This is a genomic window from Hydrotalea lipotrueae (genome assembly GCF_019249625.1).
GTDB classification, from domain to species: domain Bacteria; phylum Bacteroidota; class Bacteroidia; order Chitinophagales; family Chitinophagaceae; genus Hydrotalea; species Hydrotalea flava.
Genome location: NZ_JAESDL010000053.1, coordinates 1 through 4,929, shown reverse-complemented (window position 1 = coordinate 4,929; position 4,929 = coordinate 1). Strand labels below are relative to the sequence as shown.

Genomic DNA, 4,929 nt, shown 5'->3' with positions numbered 1-4,929 from the left:
TCAGATGTGTATAAGAGACAGGTAGAGTATTTATCGTTAAATTCCAAAACGCTAAAGAATATATGTTTTCTTTCAAATGCTCTAATTTTAGACACATTTGTTAATATATCTGTTTCTTTAATATTCATATTAATCTTATTTTTAATAAATTATAAACTAGAAATAATTTCCTGACACTTTTCATGTTTTAATATATATTCTAAAACAACTCTATCTTTAATATTTGTTTTGAAAGAGGGACATGCGACTTCATTGTTATACCAAATTTTAGGACACCCTCCACCACATACAGGAAATAAATTGCATGTCGGACAAAATGAGATACCTTTTTCTATATCAGTATTCCAATTTCTAGTTATTGCATTATTGTTAAAAGATTCTTCAGGAAACATTATATTGCCTATTTTATAGTTATCATTTTCATATTTTGGAGTATATGGAAATTCGTAGCAAGGATAAATATTTCCATCAGCGTCAAAAACCTCTGATTCTTTATCTACAACTTGGCAAACTATTGGATTTAAGGATGGAAGAACTGTTTTATATTTAAATCCTTTTTTTATTGCATGAAGTATCCAATCTATTTCTAAGTTTCCGAAATCTTTTGGAGAGTAACTATTCTTGGCTGCATTATTGCCGCCCCAATTTACTACAGGGCTAAATTCAAAAGCTACACCTTTTTCATGAAATCCATATTGAGCAAGTAAATCAATTAACCTAGTAACATTGTCACCATTAGTCTTATCAATATTAATACGGATTAGAATTCCGCAATCACTATCATCATACTCCTTGCTATTAATCACTGCTTTGATATTATCAAAAATAATATCAAATGTTTTTTCACCCTGTTTTGTAATACGTCGCTTATCATGTGTCTCAGCTAAGCCATCTAACGTAATTTGAAAAAGTTTAATTTGACAATCCTTAACCAATTTTTTGAAAATTGGGAGTTTTAGGCTAAGTCCATTTGTAATTATACTTGCAAAATATGTTTTGTTATTTCTTTCAGCATAATCTATTAAATCTTTACTTATCTCCATAATTTTTGCAAAACCCATTAGAGGCTCACCGCCATACCATTCCACAGTAAGTCCTGTGATGTGCTTAGCAGATACTTTTTTAATAATTCTTTCAACAACTTTATTTTTTATTAAATCGTTCATAGTTTTCTTTGAGTGTACTTGACCGCAATAGTTACATCCTAACTGACAATTTCCTGTTGGTTGTATGGTAAAAGCTACTAATCTCTTGTCTTTAATAGCCAATCTGTTTCTCTGTAATACTTCTTTAAATTCGTCTTCATTATTATCTACTATTGCCTCATTTAAAATTAATGGCATAATATCATCATTAGAGATGTTTGTAAAATCATTATTTAACAAATGTGAATAGACTTTGTCAGAAATTTTTAATAAAGAGCCAGTTCTAGTTGTATAAATTAATCTATTGTTTTTTTCATCGATTATATCTGAAAAAATAACATAATGTGATAGTTTAAAATTCATTTTTAAAAATTTAATGATTAATAAAATTGTGGGGTTAAAAAATTAACCCCACAAGTGGGCAAGCTAAAATTTGCCACATGACGTAAACATTGGACAAGAAAAACCACCTTTATTGCATCCTGATGGTGCAGCTACTCCGCCCTTTACTTTGTTAGCATCGTCCTTACTCAAAAATGAAACACCTTTCTCATTTTTTGGTATTCCAGCTTGATGTTCATTTAATTTTTTGAGAGCACTTTCCAAATTTGAATTCTTCATTTTAAAAAATTTAGTTTTAAAAAATTACCAAAGTTTAATGTTATTAGGTATTTGTTGAACATGATATGAATTTTAATGCTTCATACTCGCATTTTCCGGAAAATTTTAATTTATTCTTTTGGTTTCTTCTGAATTGTTTATTTGTCTATAATTTTTCTTTATTTTCTGGTTACCAAATTTGTATAATATAGAAATATTTATTTGTTGATTATCATAGTAGTTATTGTTCTGTTGTTTTATATTGTTAAAAAGACTATAATAAATTGGTTTGTTTGATTTTAAAATATCATTTCCACTTATTGTAACCTGTAGTTTCTTTTTATGGACTAAAAATTTAATAGCGGCATCAATGTTATAATAGCCAGATGATTTATCTAGTCCATCTATATATGGAAATTGGTACCAAAAATTTAATTCCCCTAGTATTGTTCTAACTTTATTGAATACGATTTGATTATCTGATGAGACATACCCCCCCCAACCTTTAATTATCGGCTTAGTTTCGGGTAGGCTGGACTTTGAAACGGAATAAAATATTTGAAACTGATTATTAGTTTCAAGCCAATTTATTTTATTAATAAACACTGATGAACTTAATTGATAGGTATAAGTTTTTAAAAAATTAAGATACTTTGTAATTTGTAGATTTGTATTATTTTGTACAATTGTTATTTGGTCAAATCTGTTATTTTCATTGCTCACAGAAAGAGCTGTTGTTAAAAAATTATTATAAGTATGTGATATTTCAAAATTATTATTAAATGATGGTTGCAAAAAAGGATTTCCCTCTGAATATGAGTAACTATTAGTATACCATTTGAATGGATTTAATTTATAGTAGCTGGGTCTGTTTATTCTTTTGCCATAACTTAAAGAAAATGAATTCATATCATTTAAATTGTATGTTATATAGGCTGTTGGAAAAAATTTAAAATATGAATTTTTTGTAGTCTGATTATTGTTTTGTGAAATTCCTGTTGTGCCTGTATTTTCAGACCGTAAACCCACTTGAAAGTCAAATTTCTTTATTGTTTTACTAAAATTAGCAAAAATTGCCTGTGTATTTTCATTATATATAAAATTATTTGAATTAGAATTGTCAAATGCATATCTATTATTGATCCGTTGATAAAATGAAACATCACTTTTGTTATTAATAAAAGATAATTTTCCACCAACTGAAATTTTATATGCTTTAAATGGAAGATCTGCAACAATATTTAAAGTATATAAATTTATATTTTGTTTGCTGCCCGACAAATATTGAGTTAATGTATTTGGCATTAGTTCCCCATTTGCATTATAATTTTCATTGGTAAATTTTCTTTCATTGTTATCCTGATAAAAGTACCAATCTCCATCAATCGTTATTTTTTTTCCAACACTATCTATTTTATTTTCAAAATGAATATTTACTGATTGATAGTTAATATTTCTAGTTGAATTGGCATTTGTATTTATTGATGAATCAATGGTATTGAATAAATTATATATTGGTGTACTTATTGCTTCTTTCATGTTAGGGGAAAGAGCGCCAAATGAATAATTAAATCCTGCTGCAGTTTTAGCATTGGGTTGATAATCATAACCGATTGTGCCTGTAATATATCTGTTGTAGTCTCTTCGATTATTGGTTTTCTTCCATGTTTGGGTTGGATAAAAAATTATGTTTTTCTCTATTGGTGCGGTTGATCCGTTACCTGCATTGAATAAAGTGTACAGTTTATTTTTTTCCTTATTATAATTTAAATTCACTCCACCTAACAGCGTATTATAAGTAGATTGTGCATCACCTAATTGTACAGAGCAGTTATATCCGAGTTGTGTATTTTTTTTTGTTATAATATTGATTAAGCCACTATTTCCTTCTGCATCATATTTTGCTGGAGGATTTGTAATAACTTCTATTGTAGAAATATCATTTGCTGAAGTGGATTTTAAATAGTTTATTAAATCGTCTCCTGTCAGTTGAGATAGTCGTCCATTAAACATAATCGCTAACTTACTTTTGCCAACTAATGAAATTGTATTGTTAATAACACGAACTCCCGGCGCTTTACTTATTGCTTCTAAAGCATTTGAGCCAATTGCAGTTAAACTATTTTCTACATTAAATATTATTCTGTCAACTTTTCTTTGTATAAGCGGCTTTTTTCCTGATACCGCTATTTCTTTAAGCTCTTTTGATTTAAGAAATAGCATAACATTTATTATAGTGTCGTTTAACATATTAAAAGCTGTTTCTTTATTTTCATAATTTATATGTGAAACCGATAATTTATAATGTCCAATTTTAAGTCTTGTGAAACGATAAACACCATTACTGTCTGTTATTGTGTTTTCAAGATTAATAGTATCTTTTAATAATGAAACAGTAACAAATTCTATCGGTGTATTATTAGCAGTTACAATTTTTCCTTTCAGGCTTTGTCCAAATACATTGTTTAAATTGAATAATACAAATACAATTATAAAACATATTATAATAAAAATATATTGATATTTGGAAGGATTATGGTTTAATTTTTTGAAGCAGAACCAAATTATATTTATAAAACACTCCATCTGTAATTTTTTATTATAATTATCGCAGTTTTAATAGTATTTAATATTATTCTCCCAAATTATTTCTTCATTTTGTATAGTCTTTTTATTATTACTAAAGTTTACATTTGGCTTAAAGGTTTTTATTTTTAAGTTGTAAATCTTTCATAAAGTTTGTCTTGCAGTTTTATTTTTTCTGCCTTTTAAAAATGCTATTAATATTTTTTTAAGTTAATTTATTTTCAAAACCCAATCTAGTCGTAATAACTTTTTTAAAATATTTAATTTCACCATAATTTTATATTAATTCAATTCTACTGATTTATTATAAATTTATTTTATACTCTTAACTTGTAAATTTGGTAGATTACCAAAATACTTTTACAATATGTTTTAATCTTTCATATTTTCCATTGCTTAGTTTCTTTATTTTTATTATTCTACTATATGATTTTTATTTATATGCCTTTTCGTTAAACATAAAGAACAACCGAAACTAATACATTATTTATAATATATCTTTAGTAATTTTCCTAAATCTTATAGAGCATGTCTCAAAAGTATGTTTTTTGTAATAAATTGAATGAATTTGCCGTTTATAAGAGAAACGACATTTATG

General features: G+C 26.7%; 3 protein-coding genes. All 3 read right to left on the bottom strand.

Annotated elements, in window-relative coordinates:
* Positions 1-149: 149 nt before the first annotated feature.
* Positions 150-1,508 (bottom strand): radical SAM/SPASM domain-containing protein, encoded by a 1,359-nt coding sequence (locus JK139_RS15275; RefSeq protein WP_074417463.1) that lies wholly within the window; start codon positions 1,506-1,508, stop codon positions 150-152.
* A gap of 63 nt (positions 1,509-1,571) precedes the next feature.
* Positions 1,572-1,766, bottom strand: coding sequence for a hypothetical protein (locus tag JK139_RS15270; RefSeq protein WP_074417462.1), 195 nt, complete (start codon positions 1,764-1,766; stop codon positions 1,572-1,574).
* Positions 1,767-1,871: 105 nt separating this feature from the next.
* The gene (locus JK139_RS15265) at positions 1,872-4,331 is read right to left on the bottom strand and encodes an outer membrane beta-barrel family protein (protein ID WP_074417461.1); all 2,460 of its coding nucleotides are present in this window, start codon (positions 4,329-4,331) and stop codon (positions 1,872-1,874) included.
* Positions 4,332-4,929: the final 598 nt, after the last annotated feature.

Coding starts and splice junctions, on each gene's coding strand:
- JK139_RS15275 (WP_074417463.1), bottom strand. CDS start 1,508: ATGAATTTTAAACTATCACATTATGTTATTTTTTCAGATATAATCGAT.
- JK139_RS15270 (WP_074417462.1), bottom strand. CDS start 1,766: ATGAAGAATTCAAATTTGGAAAGTGCTCTCAAAAAATTAAATGAACAT.
- JK139_RS15265 (WP_074417461.1), bottom strand. CDS start 4,331: ATGGAGTGTTTTATAAATATAATTTGGTTCTGCTTCAAAAAATTAAAC.